Raw genomic sequence first — 23,955 nt, forward strand, 5'->3', positions numbered from 1 at the left:
GGGAATGAGTGAAGAGATTCTGATGAATATCACGCCAATGGAGTCGCGTGTGGCGCTGGTTGAGAATGGGGTGCTTCAGGAAGTCTATATAGAGAGAGCCTGCAGTCGGGGCATCGTCGGTAACATATACAAAGGCAAAGTGGTTCGGGTGTTGCCCGGTATGCAGGCGGCTTTTGTGGATATCGGTCTTGAAAGAGCGGCTTTTATTCATGCCAGTGAAATTGTGCCCCGCAGTGAAAAAGACAGTGATAGTCCGTCGGAGCGGCCCATTGTTGAACTCGTGCATGAAGGCCAGTCACTGGTAGTCCAGGTCACCAAAGATCCCTTGGGGACAAAAGGTGCCCGTTTGACCACGCATATTTCTATCCCGGCTCGTTATCTGGTTTTGATGCCTCATAATAATCATGTGGGTATTTCCCTGCGCATTGAAGATTCCCAAGAGCGCGATCGTCTCAGAAATCTCGTTGAACAGGGCATGAAAGACGACGGGGAAGATGGCAAGGGCGGCTTTATTCTCAGAACCGCAGCCGAAGGTATTACCGACGCAGAAGTGAAGGCCGATATTCTTTTCCTGAGACGGTTATGGCAAACCATTGAAGAAACGGTCAGGGAAAGTACGGCACCCGCCACGATTTATGAAGACCTGCCCCTGCACCTGAGAACCATGCGTGATCTGGTGGAGCCGGACATCGAGAAAATCCGGATTGATTCCAGGGAAACCTTCAACAAGGTACACAAGTTTGTCAAAAAGCTGGTACCGCTGGTGGACGGCAGAGTGGAATATTATCCCGGTGAACGCCCTATTTTTGATTTGTTCGGGGTCGAAGACGAAATTAACAAGGCGCTCAGTCGCAAGGTGCAGTTGAAGTCAGGTGGCTATCTGATCATCGATCAGACCGAGGCCATGACCACCATTGATGTGAATACCGGCGCTTTTGTTGGTCATCGTAATCTCGAAGAAACGATCCTTAAAACCAACCTGGAAGCTTCTGTCGCCATTGCCCGGCAGTTACGACTGCGAAACCTGGGGGGGATTATCATTATCGATTTTATTGATATGGAAGACCCTGAGCATCAGAGACAGGTACTGAGAACCTACGAAAGGTCGTTGGAGAAAGATCACGCCAAAACCAATATCACCGGAGTCAGTGAGCTGGGTTTGGTGGAAATGACCCGCAAGAGAACACGGGAGTCACTGGAAAATGTACTGTGTGAACCCTGTCCAACCTGCGATGGTCGTGGCACACTGAAAACAGCTGAAACTGTGTGTTATGAAATTTTCAGAGAAATTCTTCGAGCCGTTCGAGCTTATGAAAGCGAGAGTTACACGGTTCTGGCGTCCGAGCAGGTCGTGGATCGTCTGCTGGATGAAGAGTCCAATAACGTGGCGGATCTCGAAGAGTTTATTCAAAAACCGATTCGTTTTCAGGTTGAGCCCATATACAGTCAGGAACAGTTTGATGTGGTGCTGGTATAACCTAAATAGGGATGCGTTCATGAACAACAGGTGGCCTGATTTTTCATGAGGTCAGATTCAGGGCTGGTGACTTACCTTAAGTCTACCGCTTTATGGAGCTTCCGCCTGGTCATGGTGGTGCTTCTGTTAATCGTGTTGCTGGTGGCAGGAATCCGGATATTTATCGGATCCCTGCCTTTGTTTCATGACTACCTGGTTGACTATCTTAACGATACCCTCGACACCTCTTTCGCGGTCGATCAGCTGGAAGCTGACTGGGCCGGGGGCAGTCCTACCGTTAACATTAAAGGTTTGACGCTTCGGGGGAATACCTCTGAAGCGCCCGCTTTTGCGATTTCGCGCCTCGATCTTGAGCTGGATTTGAAAGCCAGCCTGATGAACCGGGCTCCGGTCTTTTCCTACCTGGAAGCCGACGGTGTCACTCTGGCCGTAGAGAGTGACAGTGATGGCGTGTGGTCCCTCAGGGGTGTCCAATACATCCGTGACGATGGCAAGGACTTTGACCTGCACAAAACCCTGGAGTTATTGCAGCTTCAGGAACACATTGATGTCACCAACTTTTCCTTCACAATGCAGCCCTTTGGCAGCGAGCCGCTGATTCTTGATACCCGCTATTTTTCCATCGTTGAAGAAACGCCAGGGCTGAAGCAGCTTGAGACCCGAATAGTGACTCAACAAGGGGCTCTTGAGTTCAAAGCACAGGGCAAGGGGATTGAAAGAGAGGAGATGGCCTGGTCCGGGCTTATCAAGACCAGTGTCCTGGATCTGGCTCCCTGGTCGGCGCTCTTTTCTCAGCTAAAAACAGCTCAGCTAAAAACCGCGCTATTGAATCTGGATGCCCATTGGCAATATCTCGATGGTCAATGGCAGTTGCAGGGCGATTTGAATCTGCCAGCCATTGTCTACCAGAACGATCAGCAAGTAGTGCCAGGCGCTGCTCTGTCCGCTGAGCTGTCACTGAGCAGTGATTACCTGGTTGGCAGTACCGACTGGCAGCTGGGGCTGCAAAACCTGAGTCTTACATCCGGTGATCATACTGTGGGTCTTAACATCGAGATTCATGGCGAAAGGGACAGAGAGTCGATGTACACGACTTCGGTCAACTCTGTTGATCTGGCCGCACTCAAATCGTTTCTGGTCAGTACCCGGCTGATGCCCGAGTTGGCAGATGAACTGTTTTCCACTCTCAACCCGTCAGGTGAGCTGGAGAGCCTTTCCGCCCGCTATTATCCCGACAGGCCGTTACGGGAGCAGCTGGATCTCTCTGCCGATCTGAAAGGCGTTTCAGTGGCAGCCTGGGAAGGGGCGCCGTCTGCTACAAACGTCAATGGTCACCTGAAAATGGGCATGATCAGCGGCTATTTTGATCTGGATACCAAACCTTTCAGTTTGGGACTGACGGAACTGTTTCGGGAGGTCTGGCACTTTGACAGTGCCAAAGCAAGGCTGAGCTGGGATGTTCTGGATAAGGAAGATCTCTTTCAGCTCAGCAGCGATGATATCACCGTAAAAGCCCCCGAGGGTGATCTCAGTGGTCAGCTGAGGCTCGATATTCCTCTGGATGGGGAGAAGCCCATTGTCATGGATCTCAATGTGGGCATGAAAAACGGCGATGCCAGCTATGCCCCGAAATATATTCCCACTCAGCTGCCTGCGCTTTCAAAAACGCTGGTCGATTGGCTGGATACCAGTATCAAAGGGGCAGAAATCTATGAAGGGCGCTTTAGCTACGATGGCCCGGTGGAAGAGACGGACGACCCTGACGATGTGAAGTGGGAACTCTATTTCGATGTCAATAACGCACGTCTGGATTATCACCCTGACTGGCCTGAAGTTTATGACGGCCGGGGGCGGGTCTGGGTGGATAACGACAACATCAAAATTGATATCGAGTCCGCAAAGTCATTGAAGGCAAAACTCAGTCATGTTCAGGCTGATCTGGTGTTGGATAACCATCTGGATTTGATCATCTCTGGTCAGGTGGCCGCTACCGGTCAGGATCTGGAAAAGCTGCTGACTGAGACGCCCGTTAACAACCGGCTGAAGGGAGAGGCAAAGCAGTGGACAATTCGTGGCGACCTGGATGGCAGCATCCATTTAGCGATTCCACTGAAACAGGCCATGAATACCTCGGTAAACGTCAGTGTGGCAACATCAGACGCGTATTTCGGCATAGATGCGGCTGACATTCAGATTGAAGACATTCAGGGAGCCTTGAATTTCAGTACTGATAACGGATTGTCTGCGGAAAACCTGCAAGGCTATTTTCTGGGAGATTCGGTCAAAGGCAGTATTTACACTAATATGGCCAATAAAGCCAATAAAGGAGAGCCTGAAATCCACTTCAATTGGAAGGGTTCTGTTTCTGCTGAAGGACTTCAGCAATGGCTCCAGCTCGATGCCCTCAGTTTTCTGGAAGGTGACACTGGCTATCAGGGCGAATTGATACTGGGTGGTCGGCCTGCTGGCCTTCAGTTAAATATCACCAGTGACCTGAAAGGCATGGAAGTTGAGCTTCCGGCTCCTTTAAAAGTAACGGCTGACCAGACACTGCCATTTGAACTGCGTTTTAATCAATTCGCCCATCGAGATGCCCTGCTGGATATCACTTTTGGTAAAACCGGTCAGGCCAGAATTCAGTTTGGTGATGGTTTTAAGTATGAGTCTGCTGTCGTTCTTTTGGGTGATAAAGATAAACTGCCAGCCATGAAGCCCGGTCAGGTTGTACTATCCGGTCATATACCCAAACTGGATCTGACCCCCTGGAAGCAACAATTTGAAGGGCAGCCGGGTGACAAAACAGAAAAGACGCTGATAAGCAAGATTGAAGTTCGGCAATTGAAGATTGATCAACTCCTCTTCGATAAAAAGACGCTGAATAACCTGATGCTTAACCTGTCTCATGAGCACAGTGGCACTCGTCTCGTGCTAAGCAGTGACAAGATAGATGGCAGTCTGGTGATCCCTGAGGATCACAGGCAGCCATACCAGTTGAATCTGAAAAAACTGCACTTTCCGGAAGAGAAAAAAACCACTGCCAGGCAAGGGGGTGTACTGGATCATATCAGGCCTGCGGAACTGCCTGATGCTGATATTTCCATAGACTCCCTTAAACTGGGTGGCAAGAATCTGGGTTCAGTTTCTTTTGGTTTGAGACCTTTTCCCGATGGCAAACGCATTGAGGATTTGCAAGTCAACTTGAAGAAAGTGACGCTATCCGGAGACCTGGACTGGACCTTCATCCATGGCCAGCACAAGACTTCTTTTGCTGAACGCCTGACGGGATCCGGAGTTCAGGCACTACAGGAAGCTTTGGGTATTTCACCGTTTGTTTCAGCAAAAAAGATGACTGTTCAGGGGCAGCTGGCCTGGGATGGTACGCCGCTGGGTATCAATATGGCGTCACTGACGGGCACCGTTCGCCTGAAGCTGGAAAGTGGTACTTTGCAGAAACTGGAAGGAGGGGCCGGAGCCTTAAAGCTATTCGGTATCCTGAATATGGAGGCGCTGACCCGGCGTCTGCGTCTCGATTTTTCTGACCTCTACGAAAAAGGCATCAGCTTTGACCGTCTGGATGGAGTGGTGCAATTTGACGAAGGAATGATCACTTTTGATAAGCCTCTGGAAATTAAGGGCCCTTCGTCGGACTTCAAGCTGGATGGTCGTGTCGATACCGTCGCTCAAAGTATGGATATGAGCCTGGTGGTTACACTTCCAGTATCGTCTAATTTGCCAATACTCAGTGTTTTGCTGGGGTCTGCACCTCAGGTTGCCGGATTGATTTATCTGGCGGATGTGCTGGTAGGTAAACAGGTGGATCAGCTGGCCAGCATTCGCTACCGGATCAAAGGCTCTTTTGATAATCCTGAAGTCACCCTGGATCAGTTATTTTCGAGCAAAGCCCGAAAACCCCAGCAGACGGAAACTCCAAAGCGGGAAAAAGCTAAGCCGGAAAAAGCTAAGCCAGAAAAATGATTAAGCAAAATTGGAATGCTTTTTCCATCCATAGGTGTGACAATCTTCAAACAACGATGTATGTCTGCTTCGGATAAACAGGAGCAGGCTATGGATAATAGCAAAGGCCTGAAAAAACTATGACCGACATTCTTACACAGGCGCGAAATCATTTGCTGGCGCCGGCAAATATCGGTGACAACGAGTTGGGCAGGGTGCTCGACAGTATTCTCGGACATTCGGTTGATGCCGCGGATCTCTACTTTCAGTCCACACGCCACGAAGTCTGGGCGCTGGAAGACAGTATTATCAAAGAAGGCAGCTTCAACGTAGACCGGGGCGTGGGTGTACGGGCTATCAGTGGCGAGAAAACCGGTTTTGCCTATTCCAACGAAATCATTTTACCGGCCCTGGAGCAGGCAGCGGGTGCGGCTCGCAGTATTGCCCGCTTGGGTCAGGAACATCAGATTCAGGCCTGGAGCCGCAGTCAGCCTCTGGCTCTGTATGGCACGGATAACCCTCTGGATTCCATGACCCGTGAAGATAAAGTCGCTCTACTCAAGACGGTTGATCAGGAAGCCAGGAAAGCCGACCCAGCAGTTAAGCAGGTCAATGTCAGTCTGGCGGGCGCCCATGAAGTGGTTCTGGTGGCGGCTTCTGACGGTACTCTGGCAGCGGATATTCGTCCGCTGGTTCGCATGAGTGTCAGTGTTATTGCCGAGAAGGATGGCCGTATTGAGCGAGGCTCTGCCGGCGGTGGTGGCCGTGGTGATTATTTGCAATTTATCCACGACGATAAAGGTTTGGGCTACGCCCGTGAAGCGGTGCGACAGGCTCTGGTGAACCTTGAAGCCGTTGCCGCTCCAGCCGGGTCCATGCCGGTGGTATTGGCTCCGGGCTGGTCGGGTGTGCTGCTGCATGAAGCCGTGGGGCATGGTCTGGAAGGTGACTTTAACCGTAAGGGCAGTTCTGCCTACGCAGGCCGTATCGGTGAAAGAGTCGCTTCGCCACTGTGTACCATTGTTGATGATGGCACGCTGGCAGGTCGCAGAGGTTCCCTGAATCTGGACGACGAAGGTGTGCCAACCGAAGCAACGGTGCTGGTTGAGAACGGTATTCTAAAAGGTTACATGCAGGATAAGCTGAATGCCCGTCTGATGGGTGTTGCTCCAACCGGTAATGGACGTCGGGAGTCTTATTCTCATCTGCCCATGCCACGAATGACCAACACTTACATGCTGGCTGGCAAAAACGATCCGGGTGAAATTATTGCCAGTGTTGATAAAGGGATCTACGTCGCCAATATGGGCGGTGGTCAGGTCGATATTACTTCTGGCAAATTTGTATTCTCCACCAGTGAGGCGTACCTGATTGAAAATGGCAAGGTCACCACTCCGGTTAAAGGCGCTACCCTGATCGGCAACGGGCCTGATGTGATGAATCAGGTCTCAATGGTTGGTAATGACCTGGAGCTGGATCCGGGCGTTGGCGTCTGCGGTAAAGACGGTCAGTCGGTGCCGGTTGGTGTCGGCCAGCCCACACTCAAGATTGATGAAATCACCGTGGGCGGGACCGCCTGATTGGGTTGTTAACTATGCGGGGGCTGCCCCCCTAGTACACGGTTTCAATGTAATTGACGGGTTCCCTCTATTAATGGCACCCAAACTCCGTTCACCCTGAGCGGAGTCGAAGGGTGCCGGGCACGGTCTTTATTGGCCACTCGTTCCCACGCTGGAGCATGGGAACCAGAGTTTTGCGACAGTCTCAGGGCGTGGGAACGAGGGGTGTACGGATATCAGAGCTTGGCTGCACTGGATACTTTGTTCAGAAAACTATGATAATCACTGGGGTCCAGTCCCAGCTTTTGCAAGTATTCAATAGTATATTGAAGAACTTCTTCATCAGTGTAATCTTTGCTGGCTTTAACATCGTCCGATACAAGCTCAATCGGCTTGTTTTGCATTCGACGGTCAAGGATATATTTAAACCAGGCGGTTAAAAACCGATTAATCAGTTTTAACTCCTGAAGATTTTCAGGGCAACGAAAAAAACGAAACTCTATTGTGGAGTAAGGTTCGATAAACTCAGTTCCTGGAATATGCAACAAAGATATAGCCATATATTTATCCATCTTTAAACTATCTATGTGCCCAAATATTGTTTGTAAAGGGGTCATCTGTACAAAATGACTATATATATTTGCAAACTGTTTAAGCCTCTCCAGTTTTTCTGAATCTGTTAGCCAATGGCCATTCACATCTTCATAGGGTAAATTGGCTAACTTTTCATTATAGGTATCAATCATCCAATTCATCCTTTTAATGGCTAATCCTCTCATATCAGAATAATCGGAAAACAATTTATACCATTGCTGCTCATCTTTTTTAACGATTTCATCATTATTACCGAACGCCCTGGTTAGATAAGGATTACTCTCAATCTCCCTTTGTAATTCCAGTAGAACGCCAGGGTCACCCTGCGTAGCAGAGAGTGCATCCACATGCTTGTGACCGGAGGCATGATCTATAAGCCCATCTTTAATCATTAAATCAACTGATTCAAAGACTTTTTCCAGGCAATCGTCCACACCATCCTCACCATCATAGTAAGGCGTACAATTCATCTCAAGCCACGTCCTACCATCAATAAAAGGCATGACATGGAAACGACCATCAAAGGTTAAATTGGGGCAAGGATAAGAGCTCGTCTCATTAGCTCCTGAATTTATTAAATGGCTTGTTAATATTTGAATATGACCTTTATTTGAATAGCCGGGTGGAATATCTTTCAAATTATACTCTAACTCTTCGCCAAATTTGAGATGAATGTCGTTGTCTGATGCAATAACCTGTCCATTTGAATCTGGTTTCTTTTCAAACATATTATTAAGGGTATCTAACCAGTGTCTATTAAATATCGGATCCATGATATTTTCATTAAGAGTCATTTTAAGTTTATCATTACTTCTTAGCTGGGTAACTAGGGGGAAAACATTATAAAATTCACGATTTACAGCTGCATGTTTCTCACTCTTTGACTCATCATTAATTTCTTGGTTGTGGTTATAAGTAAATTCCATAACATGTAAAAATTCAGAAAAATAACCGTCTCTATAAAAAATTATTTCAAAAAATGGAAATGAATGACGCCCAATACGTTCATACTTAGAAGCGATCTTATCGTCAAAGGCCTTGTAATTCTCATAAAGATAATCGGATAATAAACATCTAAGATAGTAGCGACGATCCGAACGTTTAAATACATTTTGTCTTTTATTTTCTTGGCTAAACAACTCTGTTAATAACGAATTTATTATTTTTACTCGTTCATTACTAATTGTTTTGTCAGGGAGGTATTTATTGGTGTCATTACTATAAAGAAATTTCTGATCTCTTAACAATCCTTCCTTAAATAATATAAAATCTACAAATATTTCCTCAACATCCTCTATGCTAGTAATGTAATTGTCATAGTGAAAATTCACATGACCAGGTTTCTTAACTGTCTTAATCTCGATTATTCTTCTGATGTCTAAATCATACTCCTTAGCAAGTTTATAAATGGTATTCAGAAAATGCTTAGCTGCCTCTTGAGGTGTCAGGTCTAACATAAGCTCTTCTTGCTGATTTAGCTTGCGCTTGCCCGGTTTTACTTGAAAAGATGCTTGTTGGTTTTGCCCCTTGGGTTGTTCTTCATTTTTTTCAGGTGACCGATCATCTTTGTTACCAACTGCTCCCTCTTTATCTGAATTACCCAGATTGATAATTCCGTGTATATCAGCTGCATTGCCTTTCAAAAAAACATTGTCAGTAGTATCAAGCAATAAAGATATAACAATATTCAAGACTTGAGCGCTATTTTGATCATTATTTTGATCACTATTGCCAGCCTCATTTTTTTCGTAGGCTAACAGGTAGAAATTATTCTTTTCATTTTTAGAAACACCTGTGTTCTTTTTGTAATCGAGTTCTTGGAACTCTTTAGTCAATTTGATGGTTTTACTGTCAAGAAAGGGGTCTTTCCAACCTTTGAGTTCGGCTATTTCTTTTTCCTTAAAGGCATCAATTAACATTCTGTCAGCACTGTTTTTTACAATAGGAAGTGCTTGGGGAAACGATTTTCCAGTAAAAGCCGGAGTTAAAACGGATTGATGCCCAAGAGCGACTGATCCAGTAGCCAGTGAGTGTGACGCACTCAGTAACAAGCTTAAGAAAAATATTAATGGTTTTATAGTTGGAAATTTCATTTCTTTGTCCATTTGTTTATTTAACTCAATGAAGGTCTTTAGATAATTTATTCAGAAAGCTATGATAATCACTGGGGTTCAGTCCCAGCATTTGCAAGTATTGAGTAGTATATTGAAGAACTTCTTCATCAGTGTAATCTTTGCTGGCTTTAACATCGTCCGGTACAGGCTCAATCGGCTGGTTTTGCATTCGACGGTCAAGGATATATTTAAACCAGGCGGTTAAAAACCGATTAATGAGTTTTAACTCCCGAAGATTTTCAGGGCAACGAAAAAAACGAAACTCTATTGTGGAGTAAGGTTCGATAAACTCAGTTCCTGGAATATGCAACAAAGATATAGCCGTATATTTATCCATACTTGGATCATCTGTTCTTCCAAATGTAGTTTGTAAAGGGGTCATCTGTACAAAATGACTATATATATTTGCAAACTGTTTAAGCCTATCCAGTTTTTCTGAATCTGTTAGCCAATGGCCATTCACTTCTTTATAGAAGAAATTTTCCAACTGTTTATTATACGTAGTAATCATCCAATTGATCCTTTTAATGGCTAATCCTCTCATATCAGAATAATCGGAAAACAATTTATACCATTGCTGCTCATCTTTTTTAACGATTTTATCATTATTACCGAATGCCCTGGTTAGATAAGGATTACTCTCAATCTCCCTTTGTAATTCCAGCAGAACGCCAGGGTCACCATGCGTAGCAGAGAGTGCATCCACGTGCTTGTGACCGGAGGCATGATCTATAAGCCCATTTTTAATCATTAAATCAACTGATTCAAAGACTTTTTCCAGGCAATCGTCCACACCATCCTCATCATCATAGTAAGGTGTACAATTCATCTCAAGCCAGAGATCATTATCTAGAAAAGGCATTACATGGAAACGACCATCAAAGGTTAAATTGGGGAAAGGATAAGAACTTGTTTCATTAGCTCCTGAATTTATTAGATGGCTTGATAATATTGTATAATGACATCCATGAGGATTACTGGGTGGAATTTTTTTCAAATTATACTCTAACTCTTCGCCAAATTTGAGATGAATGTCATTGTCCGGTGCAATAACCTGTCCATCTGAATCTGGTTTCTTTTCAAACATATTATTAAGAGTATCTAACCAGCGTCTATTAAATTTCGATTCCATGATATCTTTATTAAAAGCTGTTCTAAGTTCATCATTACTTTTTATGGGGTGAAGAATAAAAGTTTGGCACTTTATAGCTGAATCTAAATCCCTATATTTCTGAGTCCCTTCATCAATTTCCTGGTTGTGGATGCCAGTGAATCTCATAACATCAACAAATTCAGAAAAAAAACCATCTTTATAAAAAACTCTTTCAAAAAGTAGAAATGTCTTACGCCCTATATGTTTATACCCTGAAGCCATCTGACGATCAAAGGCCTTGTAATTCTCATAAAGATAATCGGATAATAACCATCCAAGATAATATTGGCGGCCCAGAAAAAAAGGAGGGTTTTCTCTTTTACCTTCTTTAGTAAACAACTCTTTTAATAACGAATCTATTGTTTTGACTCGTTCATTACTAATTGTTTTATCAGGGAGATATTTATTGGTGTCATTACTGTAAACAAATTTCTGATCTCTTAATAATCCTTCTATAAACATTATAAAATCTACAAATATTTCCTTAACATCGTATCTGCTAGTAATGTAACAATTTTCGTGAAATTTCATACAACCAGGTTTCTTATCTTTCTTCTTCTCGATTATTCTTCTGATGGATAAATCATGTTCCCTGGAAAGTTTATAAATGGTATTCAGAAAATGCTCAGCTGCCTCTTGAGGTGTCAGCTCTAACATAAGCTCTTCTTGCTCATTTAGCTTGCGCTTGCCCGGTTTTACTTGAGAAGATGCTTGTTGGTTTTGCCCCTTGGGTTGTTCTTTATTTTTTTCAGGTGACCGGTCATCTTTATTACCAACTGCTCCCTGTTTATCTGAATTACCCAGATTTATGATTCCGTGTATATCAGCTGCATTGCCTTTCAAAAAAATATTGTCAGCAGTATCAAGCAATAAAGATATAACAATATTCAAGACTTGAGCACTATTTTGATCATTATTTTGATCACTATTGCCAGCCTCATTTTTTTCGTAGGCTAACGGGTAGAAGTTATTCTTTTCATTTTTAGAAACACCTGTGTTCTTTTTGTAATCGAGTTCTTGGAACTCTTTAGTCAATTTCATTGTTTTACTGTCAAGAAAGGGGTCTTTCCAACCTTTGAGTTCAGCTATTTCTTTTTCCTTAAAGGCATCAATTAGCATTCTGTCAGCATTGTTTTTTACAATAGGAAGTGCTTGGGTAAACGATTTTCTAGCGAAAGTCGGAGTTAAAACGGATTGATGCCCAAGAGCGACTGATCCAGTAGCCAGTGAGTGTGAAGCACTCAGTAACAAGCTTAAGAAAAATATTAATGATTTTATAGTTGGTAAGTTCATTTTTTTGTCCATTTTTTCATTTAACTCACTGCATGATTTTTTTTAGTAAGTCCTGATGCTGCTCGTCTGAAAAGAGCACGCTCAATACTGGCAACTAAAGACTCTAAGAATTAGCAGTGATTAAATTTTGCCAGTACTAAAAATAAAACAATGGTAATATTTTTTCTTATTATTCAGTCAGTTAGTAAGTTGTGAAAGTGAAAGACTAGTAATAGATAAGTCATTCATCAAGTGTGCTGAAGAAATATTCTTTCGATAGAAGCACAGCGTCTTAAGCAGTGCCAGCCCGAAAACCCTCAAGCACTTAAAAAAACGGCATATTTTGGCACCTTGCGGCTGGTCATTAACTGCGACTACGACCAGATTATTTGTGGATTTTCGGGCAGGAATTACTTATCAAACTCTGTAGGCAAGTCACGGTTTTCATCATGTTGCTTTAACAAAGCAATGTCGGAAGCAATGGTTCTCCCCTGTGAAAGCGGGGGAAGCTGATCCAGTTCAAAAAAGCCGACTTCTGATATTTCGATATTGGCAGTGGGGCTGCCGCTCTTCAGCTCGCACAGAAACAGCATTTTGATCAGGTGGTGAGGGTTGGTGGGATAGTAGGGGTGTTTATGAACATCGCGAACGGCCACCAACTTTTCGGCTTTGACAATATACCCTGACTCTTCCAAAGCCTCCCGTTCCGCTCCCAAGGCCGGGGATTCGCAGACATCGGCCCAGCCACCCGGCAGGGCCCAGCGACCATCAGAGCGTTCTCTCACCAGCAGGATACGACCGTCCTGAAACACTCCGGCCCGGATATCAAGCTTGGGTGTGGTATAGCCCTTTTCAGGGAGAAAAAACTGATCGACTTTTTCAATGGGAGCACCGGCAAGCAGTGCGGTCATTTCGTGGGCAATGGTTTGAAGTTGGTGATAGCGTTCCAGATCAAAGCCACCATCGGTATAGGTTATTCCGTTCTGGGCAATAGCTCGAATCTGCTCAGCCCAGTTTATCCATGGGTTTTTTTGCATGGTGTTGGCCTGTTCGTTGATGAGTCTGGTTAATTTAGTTGATAGTGACACTGTACACGAAAATTTTCATGAGGCCTGCTTCCGGCTGATTTTAAGCAACAACTTTACGTACCGTTCTGCAAGGGGCTGACGGGGAAGTTCCGTCGGTCTACTCTCCATCAAATAACCATCAAATAAATAAATTACTTTATATTCAATAAGTTACATCGAAAACCGAGACAGTAATACCTTATTAACAGCCATGGCATCAAATAAGCCCAGTCAGTGCTATCTCTCAGCGAAAGCAGCCATTACTTCGACTGCTCAGCCTCCACTTCCTCTACCATCCGGCCCGACCCCAAAAGTACTGCAAACCTTCGGCTGTCAGGTGAAGATTCCAGTAATATTTTTATGCTGATGGTCAGGGGGACTGAGAGCAGCATACCAATGGGTCCCAGTAACCAGCCCCAGATCAGCAGTGATAAAAACACGACCATGGACGAAAGGCCGAGTCCTTTGCCCAGAACTCTGGGCTCAAGAATATTACCAATCACCATGTTGATGGCAAAATAGCCCGCTGAAACAAAGATGGCTTCAGAAAAACCCAGTTGCAGCAAGGTGATCAGGATGCCGGGAATCGCCGCCAGTATGGAGCCAATGTTTGGAATAAAGTTCAGGGCAAAAGCCAGAATGCCTCCCAGCAGGTAAAAGTTAACCCCTTGTGACCATAACAACAAAGCAACCAGTAACCCGGTGAGCAGACTGATGGCTGTTTTCAGGGCAACGTAACGATTGACTGAAGCGACAAATCGTTCAAGGTCTCTCAGTTGCTGGTCTGGATTGGGCATAGAGCGGATCAGCTTATTTCTTAGCAGTGGAGCCTCAGCCAGCATGAAGACAACCGTCAGAAAGATCAGCAAAACATAACTGGTGGCACTGCCCATATGGCTGAGCATGGAGGTTAAAAAGCCAAACAGGGAGGAGGTATCCAGAGGCTCAGCGATGGATTTCAGGTCCAGATTAATATTACGTTGCGCCAGCCGGTCACTGATCTGGTGGACAATATCGGTCGTTTGCTGTTTGTACCCCGGCAGCGCCTTGGCAAAATCCTGTAAGGCACTGCCAATGGAAGCCACAATCATCAAAATAGCAACGATCAACACTGAGACAACCAACAGAATACCCAGCACCCTGGGAATATGCAGCCGACTCAAGGCGTTAATGGCGGGGTTCAGAAGGATCGCCAGAAAGTAAGAAAACAAAAGGAGGGAGAGTATTTCGCTGCCCAGTCGGATACCGGCAAGAATGACCACCAGTGAGGCTGCTATCACTATGTAGCGGCTAATGTTCTGTATTTCAGTGAGTTGCATGGTAGCGTTTGCTGGCTGTTAAGGGGTGGGTGATACAATGGCAGACAGGGTACACTGACTTCTGTTGTATGTCGTATGAATTTTTAAAATAGGTTAGTGACTATCAGGTGGCTGCCCACTCAACCTGAACCCGACCTGCGGGTGAGTGGGCTCAGGTGGCTAAAGGTACTGAGTCATCAGTTGTGTAGATAACGACTCAGAATATGCTGCTTGAAGTGATCGGCATTCAGCGGTTCACCGGTCGCCTGAGTGTAAAGTTCGTGGGTGTCCAACTGGCTGCCCTGCTGCCAGATGTTTTCTGTCAACCAGTTAAATATCGGCTCCAGATCACCGTTAGCAATACGACTTTCTACATCAGGCAATTGTCGTTTAACGGCGGCAAACTGCTGGGCTGCATACATGGCACCCAGGGTATAACTTGGGAAGTAGCCAAACGCGCCCATTGGCCAGTGAATGTCCTGCATACAGCCGATGCTGTGATTTTCACCGGTGGCAAGGCCCAGGTAAGCCTGCATTTTTTCATTCCAGACCTGGGGCAGGTCGTCCACCAGAAGGTCTCCTTCGATCAGTGCTTTCTCAATTTCATAACGAAGGATGACATGCATGGGGTAACTGATTTCATCAGCTTCAACACGAATAAAACCGGGCTTTACCCGATGGTAGATCTTCTCAAGATTGACCTGGCTGAAACGCTCATGTTCCTGACCCCCGGCCAGGTGTTTTACGATCAGAGGCCTGATCAACTGCAGGAACTGGGGGCTGCGGCCCAGCTGCATTTCAAAAAACAGACTTTGGCCTTCATGAACCCCCATGGAACGGTAGGAGCCCAGTGGCAGCGTTCTCAGATCCTGCGGAAGATTCTGGTTGTAGCGGGCATGGCCTGTTTCGTGGATGGTACCCATCAGCGATTCCACAAAGTCTTCTTCGTTGTAACGGGTTGTGAGTCGAACATCTTCCGGAACCCCTCCGCAGAATGGGTGAACACTGACGTCCAGTCGGCCATGATTGAAGTCAAAACCCAGCCGTTTCATTACGTCCAGCCCCAGAGCCTTCTGATTGTCGGTAGGGTAGTGGCCCTGACTGCTTATCAGAGAATCATTTTTTTGCTGTTCCACAACGGTTTGCAGGGTTTCTGGCAGCCAGTTCTTCAGGTTGCCAAAAAGAACATCCAGCTCTTTGGAAGTCATGCCGGGTTCGTAGAGTTCCAGCATGGCATCGTAGCTTTTGGCTCCGGAAGCCGCAGCGCGGATACTGGCCTCTTCCCGGGCCAGTTTGATGACTTCTTTCAGGTTTTCTGAAAAGCCTTTCCAGTCGTTTTCCGGGCGCTGGGTTCGCCAGGCATGTTCGCACTTTGAGCTGGCCAGGGACTGGGCTTTGACCAGATCGGCCGGCATGACCGAAGCATTTTTCCAGCTCCGCTCCATTTCCCGGATAGAACGCTTTATTACCGTGTCGTCAGCTTTTTCCCCGGCTTCCTGAAGCCACTGGCCCACCTGCTCTTCCGTCAGCAGTTCGTGCATCAGGCTGGAGAGTTCAGCCAGTGCTTCTGAGCGGGCCTGGTTGCCCCCGGAAGGCATCATGGCAGCTTGATCCCAGCTGGCCATGGCAGACAGATGTTGAAAACGGTATAGCTTGTTGAAACGTTCTACCAGTTGGTTGTAGGCCTGATTCATAATTCTGGTTCCATCGTTTTGGTTATTGTAACGGTCGATTTCCGGCTTTCGGTCGTTGACAGAATGAAGCTTCTTTCAGCGCAAAACGCTTATCCTATACTAGACTCCATTTTCTGTCGGCTAATTATTACGGATAAGATGGAGTCTGAATTTATGCAAAAGCCGTTCTTCCTGACTGTTTCACAACCGTGTCTTCACAAATATAAAGCAAAATGGTTTGTGTTTCTGAGCGCTGTTCTCTTTGCTCATGCAGCGGTCGCTGAGGGGCAGGTGTCCAATGAAGACCCTGCTGTTTGTCAAAAATTTCAGCCACCGCAGAGCGAGTCAGGACAATTAGTCGACTGGCTATTGCGGCATAGCCTCGAAATGAAGCGGGAAGGCTGCTGGCAGGCCTATATTCAATTGGGTCCCCAGGCGATGCGGGAGGCGGCTATGCAGTCGCGTTTTGAGGACCAGGTTCGGATTGCCCTGACTGTGGCTTCCATTTACTTCTATCGTGGCGATTATGACCAGTCTCGCAAAGTGGCTGAGGAAGCCTGCAACTATGCCCAGGAGCACGAAGAGTGGGATGGCTACATTTTCAGTCTGTCCCAGTTGTCCGCGGTGGCCAGGGCTCAGGGTCGAAAGGAGGCGGCGATGGAGTACTCCGAAAAAGGCATGGAAGCGTTAGAGAAATACCGGCCCGTTGGCCCGTTCCTCGAGGCTAAGATGCTGTATAATTACGGTGCGCTTCTCAGTGATTCGGACAAACCTGATCTGGATCGTGCCAGAATAGTATTGAAGAGATCGCTTGCCCTCTATGAAGTCTTGAAAGATGTTGATGAAATCGTTCGCGCAAACTTGAGGTTGGCAAGAATTGATTACCTTGAAGGTAAATACGACAGAGCACTGGCTGTTATCGAATCTGTGGAAGCTATTCCTAAGAGTGCTCGTTCCCAGATGTTGTATCACTACTTGTTGGCAAAAACTCATCACCGTATGGAAGATTGGGAGATAGCCGCAGCGGAGGCCTTGAGGGCACTGGCTCTGGCTAGTCGCATGAATGCCTCGGAAGATGAGAAAAGAGCAAGAGCTTTGCTGACTGCGATTGGTAATATGGCTTTCGTTAACGATTAGCCTGTGCATGGTACGTCATTTCAATGAGTTTGAAGTGACGTATTACGTTGCTGTAATTTCTTAAACCAGCCGGGTTTCTTTTTATCCTGTTCTTGTTGAGCCTTGTTCTGCCTCTCGATGGTGTTTGCCAAGGCAGTCACTTCAAACACCTCGCTTGTTTCAATTTGATAGGATAGCGGCGGACCGATATTCAACACATGGAACCATTGTGAGTAAACCAGCGACAACTCTTTCCGAAGTGCCCTCAATATGTCCAGGTTACCCGCCAGAATAATAGTATTGGGAGTGTGCTGGGAAGAAGAGGAAGGGAATGGGTTTCTAGCCATGAGGAACAGGGCTTGCACAATCTTGTCATATTCAGATGGATCGAACATAAGGAGATTGCCGTTGATCACCCATCTGACGATTGAATGCACATCGTGGGTATCATTTTCCCTGGCGAAACCAGGCACTGTCCGGGCAAGTTCTTCAAGCATTCTATAAGCCATATCCGGCTTACCAATGAATGAGCAGTATAACGCAGTCAGAGATATATAAGCGGAGTGAAGATTGCGACTCTGCTGTGGCGATCGATCACGATGACCAAACTTATCGAAAAGGAAGTACCAGGCTCTGCTTCGGGCGTAGGCGAGATTATTGGATTCAACGTAATCTTTGCCATCAAATAGCTGGGATGAAATCTGGTCGAGCTCATAAAGGAACGTTAAGATAAGACCCGCCCTGGTTCCCTGGGAGGCAAGCTCCAGCTCCAATGCATCCGTGGCTTTTGAATGAACGTAGTGATACAGATCGTTGAAGATAAACCGGGTCATTATTACAGCAACCCCAACGTTAAAACCAGGTTGGTTCAGAGCTTTCCGTAAACGTGCCAATGAGTCGAATAATACTTCTCTTGCAACATCGTCGGCCAACTGGTGGAATTTTATTTTGCCAAGGTTAAGGTGACGTTTAAGAATAAGAGCGTTTAAGGACAGAACCTTCATAAGACTCTGCTCATTATTGTACTTTGCCATTAACCAGAGAACATAATAGATATCCATTACCGTATAGTTTTCAGGGGTTGTTACTATGCTGTGCAGTGCATTACTGAGCAAAATATTGTTTAGAACAGGATCGTTTAGATAAACATTATTGAGTTCCACCTGTTGCAGCGATTGACTGATAAACTCAGGGGCCGGGAAGGTATCATTGATACCATAGCCGGGCTCATTATTGAGCTCTGACAACAGCATTGAAAAATGATCCAGCCAGGCACCGGGTTCTGTACCGGGCAGCATTGACACCTGCTCTGGAAGCGGTGCATGGGTAGCACTGTTTGGCAAGAATAAATTTGAATAGGCGCTTACGGATAACTGGGAGAAAGACAGCGTCAAAAATTCTCCTGTCCCGGAGTCATTGGCCTCGAAAGCAGGGTTGTCCAATCCGGTAATATCCGGGATTGTGGTGCCTGTGGCCCCAAGTTCTTCTGTATCCGGAAGTTCTGGAGTCTCACCTGACAAGATGGCATAGCTGCTACTGGGTTTCACGGGGGGAACTGGATAGGCTGTTTCGGAATAAAGGAAGAAAATAAGGCTGACCGAGAGCAACAGGCAATAGCCTGAATGGTCAGAGAACTCTAAATGTAATGATTTCTTTTTGAACATTTAATAAACCTTGACGTTTACTACTCCACAAAGCTTCGATGCCGTCCTGATGTCAGTCCTGAAACCGGCTCAGTCAACTACCGGCTCAGTCAACTAATAGCAGTAATAAATGATTCTGCCAGTAAACCAATATGCTGACTGAGCTATGGGCTGATTTATTCTGATTTAAACTGCGGCAGATAGTGCTCAAGCGCCATCAGCACGAACGGGTCAGAAGCCGAACGAATCGTATCGGGAGTGTGATGAAGAGAAGGGTCAGGGAATGGATTACTGAACATTAAAGACAGGGCTTGCATAATCCTGTTACGTTCAGGTGGATCGAACATACGGAGGTTGCCGACGATCACCCATCTGACGATAGAATACACATTGCGGCAACAATCCGGGTAAAAAGAACGCTCAAACTTACCGAGTCTTTGAAGCATGTTATGAGCCATATCCAAATTACCAAGGAATAATGTGAATAACGCAGTTAGAGAACGGTGAGCGGAGTAGAGATCACGGTTCTGCTGTGAAAATCGTGCCAAATCCTCCGATTGTTCTGGATAAGGATTGCGCCATACGGCTCGATTATAAACCCGCTGTAGCATTAGTTTACGATGACCAAACTGACCTAAAATGAAAAACCAGGCCCTGCTTCGGGCATAGGCGATTTTATTGGGTGCAACGTAATTGTTGCCATCAAATAGCTGGGATGAAATCTGGTCGAGTTCATAAAGGAAACGTAAGAGGTGGATTGCCCACGGCCACTTAAAGTAAACCTGTTCCTCGAATTCAGTCGCTGCTTCTGAATGAATGTAGTCATACAGGTCGTTGAAAATAAATTGGGTCATTATTTTAGCAATTTCATGCTTGGAATGAGCTTGGCTCAGGGCTTTGCGTAAACGTGCCAATGCTCCAAGTAACGCCCCTCTTGGAATAGTGTCATTGATTAACTTGTGGAAGTCTACCCTCTCGAAATCGCAATGATTAAGGAAACGTTTGAGAATAATAGCGTTCAGGCGCAGAACCTTCATAAGGCTCTGCTCACCATTGAGCTTTGCAAGTAACCAGAGCACATAATAGAGGTCAATTGCTGTATAGTTTTCAGGTTCTGTTTTTATACTTAGCAGCGCACCATTTAGCGAATCATTGTTGATCTCCATCTCTTGCAGTGATGGATTGACAAGGTCAAGGGCCGGGAACGTATCATTCGTATCATTGGCTGGGTCACTCTCGAGCTCTAAGAGCATCGCAAAATGCTCTGGCCAATCACTGATGGTATCCACATCTTCGTTCGGCGAATCGGAGTATCCTGGTAGCATTGGCTCCTGATCTGAAAGCGGTGCATTACTGGCACCGTTTGCGACCGATGGCGTTAAATCAGTCGTTTCGGTTGACCAGGAGGTAGACTCCGACGACGGTAAAGTGACTGACCAGGTAGCACCAAGCCCGGCACCGGCAACAGGGGCGTTCAATTCTGTCGCATTCTCTGCTAAATCTGAGGTTGTGATGCCTGTGGCACCCAGTTCTTCTGTACTCGGAAGCTCTGGCGCTTCACCTGAAAAGACCACAGAGCCGGCACTGTTTTTGATAGGGGGAGCTGAATAGGCAGTTCCAGAAGAAAGAGAGAAAATAAGGCAGGCCGAGAGAAACAAGTAGCTGCCTGAATGGTGAGAAAAATTTGAGAGCAACGATTTTATTTTGAACATTTAATAAACCTTGAATTTTATTGATCTAAAGAGATTCGGTGCTGTGCTGATGTTATTTCTGAACCCAGGTCAGTCATTCTGACTTAGCCTTTAACAGCTCTTTCTTAAGCGCCTCCAACACCTCTGGGTTAGCAGCCGAACGAATAGTATCGGGAGTGCGATGAAGCGAAGAGGGAGGGAATGGATTACTGGCCATCAAAGACAGTGCTTGCATAATCCGGTTACGTTCAGGTGGCTCGAACATACGTAGGCTGCTATCGACCACCCAGCTGACGATAGACTCCATATCGGGGGGATAATTTCCCCTTCGAAAATAAGGATCTGACCAGGAAAGTCTTTCAAGCATGTTATAAGCCATTTCCTGATTACCAAGGAATAATGTGAATAACGCAGTTAGAGAGCTGTAAGCTGAGTAGAGATTACGATCGTGCTGTGAATATCCTTCAATAGCCTGCTGTACGAGCTGCTGACGTCTGAATCGCTTAGGCACCTTTGGCAATGGCTTACGATGACCAAACTGACCGAAAATGAAAAACCAGGCTCTGCTTCGGGCATAGGCGATATTATTGGCTTCAACGTAATTGTTGCCATCAAATAGCTGGGCTGAAATCTGGTCGAGTTCATAAAGGAACGTTAAGGTATTAATTACCAACGGTGAGTTGATGCGAACCTCCTTCTGAAATGTAGACTCGGCTTGTGAATGAACGAAGTCATACAGATCGTTGAAGATAAATTGGGTCATTATCTCAGCAGTTTCATGGCTGGAACCAGCTTGGCTCAGGGCGTTCCGTAAACCTGTCAATGCTTCTAATAAGACCACTTTTGCAGCATCAAATCCGCCCAACTTGTGGAATACTGCAAACTGGCGAGGACTTAAGTGATGTTTGAGAATAATAGCGTTCAGGCGCAGAACCTTCATAAGGCTCTGTTCACTATTGTGCTTTGCAATTAACCAGAGCACATAATAGAGGTCAATTAGCGTATAGTTTCCAGGGTTTGTTTCTATACTTAGCAGCGCACCATTTAGCGAATCACTGTTGAGCTTAATCTCTTGCAGCGATGGATTGACAATGTCAAGGGCTGGGAAGGCAACATTTGTGCCATCGGCTGGGTCACTATCGAGCTCTGACAACAGCATCGAAAAATGGGCTTGCCAATTATGGGTGGCCTCCACGTCCTGGTCCGGCCAACCAGAGCATTCTGTTAGCATTGGATCCTGATTTGAAAGCGGTGCATTACTGGCACCGTGTGGAACGGATGGCGTTGAATCAGTCGTTTCGGCTGACTGGCAGGGAGGCTCCCACTGAAAAGTGATTGACCAGACAGGCAGGTTGACAGGGGCGTTCGATGCGGTTGTGTTGCCTGTGGCAGCCAGTGCTTCTTCCGCCGGCCAAGAGACTGACCAGGAAAGACCAGGCTCGGCAACAAGGGCACCCGATGCTGTCGTATTCTCTGTTGCATCTGAGGTTGTGATGCCTGTGGCACCCAGTTCTTCTGTGCCCGGAAGCTCCGGTGTCTCACCTGAAAAGGTGACAGAGTCGGCACTGTTTTTGATGGGAGGAGCTGAATAGGCAGTTCCAGAAGAAAGAGAGAAAATAAGGCTGGCCGAGAGCAACAAGTAGCTGCCTGAATAGTGAGAAAAATTTGAGAGCAACGATTTTTTTTTGAACATTTAATAAACCTTGAACTTTATCTATCTAAAAAGCTTCAATGCTGTGCTGATGTTATTTCTGAACCCAGATCAGTCATTCTGACTTAGCCTGTAACAGTTCTTTCTTAAGCGCCTCCAACACCTCTGGGTTAGCAGCCGAACGAATCGTATCGGGAGTGCGATGAAGCGAAGAGGGAGGGAATGGATTACTGGCCATTAAAGTCAGTGCTTGTATAATCCGGTTACGTTCAGGTGGCTCGAACATACGTAGGTTGCTGTCGACCACCCAGCTGACGATAGACTCCATATCGGGGGGATAATTTCCCCTTCGAAAATAAGGATCTGACCAGGAAAGTCTTTCAAGCATGTTATAAGCCATTTCCTGATTACCAAGGAATAATGTGAATAAGGCAGTTAGAGAGCTGTAAGCTGAGTAGAGATTACGATCGTGCTGTGAATATCGTTCAATAGCCTGCCGAACGTGGGAGTGATATCTGCATTGCCAGGAATGGTTTGGCAATGGCTCACGATGACCAAACTGACCGAAAATGAAAAACCAGGCTCTGCTTCGGGCATAGGCGATATTATTGGATTCAACGTAATTGTTGCCATCAAATAGCTGGGCTGAAATCTGGTCGAGTTCATAAAGGAACGTTAAGATATGGATTCCCAACGGCCCGTTTAAGTCAACCTCTTGCTCGAATGAATGCACGGCTTGTGAATGAACGAAGTCATACAGATCGTTAAAGATAAATTGGGTCATTATCTCAGCAGTTTCATGTCTGGAATTAGCCTGGCTCAGGGCGCTCCGTAAACCTGTCAATGCTTCGTGAAACCGCCATTTTAGGAATTTTAATCCGCTCAACTTGTGGAATCCTGCAACCTTGCGAGGACTTAAGTAATGTTTGAGAATCATAGCGTTCAGGCGCAGAACCTTCATAAGGCTCTGTTCACTATTGCGCTTTGCAATTGACCAGAGCACATAATAAAGGTCAATTAGCGTATAGTCTGCAGGGTTTGTTTCTATACTTAGCAGCGCATTATTTAGCGAATCATTGTTTAGCGAATCATTGTTTAGCGAATCATTGTTTAGCGAATCCTTGTTTAGCGAATCATAGTTGAGCTCCATCTCTTTCAGCGATGGATTGACAAGATCAAGGGCTGGGAACGCAACATTTGTACCATTGGCTGGGTCACTATCGAGCTCTGACAACAGCATCGAAAAATGGGCTTGCCAATTATGGGTGGCCTCCACGTTCTGGTTCGGAAAACCAGAGCATTCTGGTAGCATTGGATCCTGATCTGAAAGCGGTGCATTACTGGCACCCGGTTCTTCATCCGCCGGCAAAGTGACTGACCAGGTAACACCACTAGGCCCGGAGACAGGGGCGTCCCATGCTGTCGTATTCTCTGTTGCATCTGAGGTTGTGATGCCTGTGGCGCCCAGTTCTTCTGTACCCGGAAGCTCCGGTGTCTCACCTGAAAAGGTGACAGAGCCGGCACTGTTTTTGATAGGAGGAGCTGAATAGGCAGTTCCAGAAGAAAGAGAGAAAATAAGGCTGGCCGAGAGCAACAAGTAGCTCCCTGAATAGTGAGAAAAATTTGAGAGCAACGATTTTTTTTTGAACATTTAATAAACCTTGAATTTTATTGATCTAAAAAGATTCTGTGC

Annotated in this window: 13 protein-coding genes; 4 read left to right on the plus strand and 9 right to left on the minus strand. The window is 46.0% G+C overall.

The features are described from left to right. Positions 1–4 precede the first annotated feature (4 nt). The 3 genes from rng (at position 5) to tldD (ending at position 7,011) form a co-directional block, all read left to right on the plus strand. On the plus strand, positions 5–1,477 hold the full coding sequence (gene rng, locus K7B67_RS03615; protein ID WP_252179012.1) for a ribonuclease G: 1,473 nt from the start codon (positions 5–7) through the stop codon (positions 1,475–1,477). A 45-nt stretch (positions 1,478–1,522) separates the two neighbouring features. Continuing rightward, positions 1,523–5,452: a YhdP family protein gene (locus tag K7B67_RS03620; RefSeq protein ID WP_252179013.1), complete on the plus strand. Its 3,930-nt coding sequence runs from the start codon at positions 1,523–1,525 to the stop codon at positions 5,450–5,452. A 119-nt stretch (positions 5,453–5,571) separates the two neighbouring features. After that, positions 5,572–7,011 carry a metalloprotease TldD gene (gene tldD / locus K7B67_RS03625; protein ID WP_252179014.1) on the plus strand — a complete coding sequence of 480 codons (1,440 nt, stop codon included), beginning with the start codon at positions 5,572–5,574 and terminating at the stop codon, positions 7,009–7,011. A 215-nt stretch (positions 7,012–7,226) separates the two neighbouring features. Here the strand turns inward: tldD and K7B67_RS03630 are convergent, their stop codons facing one another. From K7B67_RS03630 to K7B67_RS03650, 5 genes are all read right to left on the minus strand, one after another. Beyond that, positions 7,227–9,689 carry a hypothetical protein gene (locus tag K7B67_RS03630; RefSeq protein ID WP_252179015.1) on the minus strand — a complete coding sequence of 821 codons (2,463 nt, stop codon included), beginning with the start codon at positions 9,687–9,689 and terminating at the stop codon, positions 7,227–7,229. Positions 9,690–9,702: 13 nt separating this feature from the next. Next, the gene (locus tag K7B67_RS03635) at positions 9,703–12,156 is read right to left on the minus strand and encodes a hypothetical protein (protein WP_252179016.1); all 2,454 of its coding nucleotides are present in this window, start codon (positions 12,154–12,156) and stop codon (positions 9,703–9,705) included. A 377-nt stretch (positions 12,157–12,533) separates the two neighbouring features. After that, the gene (locus K7B67_RS03640) at positions 12,534–13,160 is read right to left on the minus strand and encodes an NUDIX hydrolase (RefSeq protein WP_252179017.1); all 627 of its coding nucleotides are present in this window, start codon (positions 13,158–13,160) and stop codon (positions 12,534–12,536) included. A 290-nt stretch (positions 13,161–13,450) separates the two neighbouring features. Continuing rightward, positions 13,451–14,509, minus strand: coding sequence for an AI-2E family transporter (locus K7B67_RS03645; RefSeq protein WP_252179018.1), 1,059 nt, complete (start codon positions 14,507–14,509; stop codon positions 13,451–13,453). A 176-nt stretch (positions 14,510–14,685) separates the two neighbouring features. After that, positions 14,686–16,182, minus strand: a complete 1,497-nt coding sequence (locus K7B67_RS03650) for a carboxypeptidase M32 (protein WP_252179019.1) — start codon at positions 16,180–16,182, stop codon at positions 14,686–14,688. A gap of 153 nt (positions 16,183–16,335) precedes the next feature. On the opposite strand from K7B67_RS03650, the gene K7B67_RS03655 reads away from it, so the two are divergent. Continuing rightward, positions 16,336–17,298: a tetratricopeptide repeat protein gene (locus K7B67_RS03655; RefSeq protein ID WP_252179020.1), complete on the plus strand. Its 963-nt coding sequence runs from the start codon at positions 16,336–16,338 to the stop codon at positions 17,296–17,298. A gap of 20 nt (positions 17,299–17,318) precedes the next feature. Here the strand turns inward: K7B67_RS03655 and K7B67_RS03660 are convergent, their stop codons facing one another. The 4 genes from K7B67_RS03660 to K7B67_RS03675 form a co-directional block, all read right to left on the minus strand. Next, on the minus strand, positions 17,319–18,941 hold the full coding sequence (locus K7B67_RS03660; RefSeq protein ID WP_252179021.1) for a hypothetical protein: 1,623 nt from the start codon (positions 18,939–18,941) through the stop codon (positions 17,319–17,321). A gap of 155 nt (positions 18,942–19,096) precedes the next feature. After that, positions 19,097–20,632: a hypothetical protein gene (locus K7B67_RS03665; protein WP_252179022.1), complete on the minus strand. Its 1,536-nt coding sequence runs from the start codon at positions 20,630–20,632 to the stop codon at positions 19,097–19,099. 73 nt (positions 20,633–20,705) lie between these two features. Further along, positions 20,706–22,304, minus strand: a complete 1,599-nt coding sequence (locus tag K7B67_RS03670) for a hypothetical protein (protein WP_252179023.1) — start codon at positions 22,302–22,304, stop codon at positions 20,706–20,708. Positions 22,305–22,377: 73 nt separating this feature from the next. Then, positions 22,378–23,913: a hypothetical protein gene (locus K7B67_RS03675; RefSeq protein ID WP_252179024.1), complete on the minus strand. Its 1,536-nt coding sequence runs from the start codon at positions 23,911–23,913 to the stop codon at positions 22,378–22,380. Positions 23,914–23,955 lie beyond the last annotated feature (42 nt).

This window comes from Endozoicomonas sp. 4G, from assembly GCF_023822025.1.
Taxonomy (GTDB): domain Bacteria; phylum Pseudomonadota; class Gammaproteobacteria; order Pseudomonadales; family Endozoicomonadaceae; genus Endozoicomonas_A.

Excerpts from the sequence above, each read along its gene's own strand:
- rng (WP_252179012.1), top strand. The coding sequence starts at position 5 with ATGAGTGAAGAGATTCTGATGAATATCACGCCAATGGAGTCGCGTGTG.
- K7B67_RS03620 (WP_252179013.1), top strand. The coding sequence starts at position 1,523 with ATGAGGTCAGATTCAGGGCTGGTGACTTACCTTAAGTCTACCGCTTTA.
- tldD (WP_252179014.1), top strand. The coding sequence starts at position 5,572 with ATGACCGACATTCTTACACAGGCGCGAAATCATTTGCTGGCGCCGGCA.
- K7B67_RS03630 (WP_252179015.1), bottom strand. The coding sequence starts at position 9,689 with ATGGACAAAGAAATGAAATTTCCAACTATAAAACCATTAATATTTTTC.
- K7B67_RS03635 (WP_252179016.1), bottom strand. The coding sequence starts at position 12,156 with ATGGACAAAAAAATGAACTTACCAACTATAAAATCATTAATATTTTTC.
- K7B67_RS03640 (WP_252179017.1), bottom strand. The coding sequence starts at position 13,160 with ATGCAAAAAAACCCATGGATAAACTGGGCTGAGCAGATTCGAGCTATT.
- K7B67_RS03645 (WP_252179018.1), bottom strand. The coding sequence starts at position 14,509 with ATGCAACTCACTGAAATACAGAACATTAGCCGCTACATAGTGATAGCA.
- K7B67_RS03650 (WP_252179019.1), bottom strand. The coding sequence starts at position 16,182 with ATGAATCAGGCCTACAACCAACTGGTAGAACGTTTCAACAAGCTATAC.
- K7B67_RS03655 (WP_252179020.1), top strand. The coding sequence starts at position 16,336 with ATGCAAAAGCCGTTCTTCCTGACTGTTTCACAACCGTGTCTTCACAAA.
- K7B67_RS03660 (WP_252179021.1), bottom strand. The coding sequence starts at position 18,941 with ATGTTCAAAAAGAAATCATTACATTTAGAGTTCTCTGACCATTCAGGC.
- K7B67_RS03665 (WP_252179022.1), bottom strand. The coding sequence starts at position 20,632 with ATGTTCAAAATAAAATCGTTGCTCTCAAATTTTTCTCACCATTCAGGC.
- K7B67_RS03670 (WP_252179023.1), bottom strand. The coding sequence starts at position 22,304 with ATGTTCAAAAAAAAATCGTTGCTCTCAAATTTTTCTCACTATTCAGGC.
- K7B67_RS03675 (WP_252179024.1), bottom strand. The coding sequence starts at position 23,913 with ATGTTCAAAAAAAAATCGTTGCTCTCAAATTTTTCTCACTATTCAGGG.